Consider the following 226-nt stretch of genomic DNA (forward strand, 5'->3'; position numbering starts at 1 on the left):
AACGCTTGGTTCCTTACCGTTCCCGCATCTATGTCAGACTGCTGGATCGTGTAGGTTCCCGTAAACGTAGTACTGTCTACTCCACTTGGGCCTGGGGGTAGTGTAGCGATTGGACCACCTACTAAACTACCATTCGGTGCTACCAACAATGGGTCACTAATCGTTATGTTGCTCAACGTAGTGGCTCCCGTATTGGTCACCGTAAAACTGTAACTGATCGTCTCAC

Annotated in this window: 1 protein-coding gene; it reads right to left on the reverse strand. The window is 49.6% G+C overall.

Annotated elements, in window-relative coordinates; translation table 11 throughout:
• A partial coding sequence (locus IQ282_RS00020; RefSeq protein ID WP_194849913.1) for a DUF7507 domain-containing protein occupies positions 1–226 on the reverse strand: 226 nt, incomplete at both ends.

This window comes from Nonlabens antarcticus, from assembly GCF_015356755.1.
Classification (GTDB): Bacteria; Bacteroidota; Bacteroidia; order Flavobacteriales; family Flavobacteriaceae; genus Nonlabens; species Nonlabens antarcticus.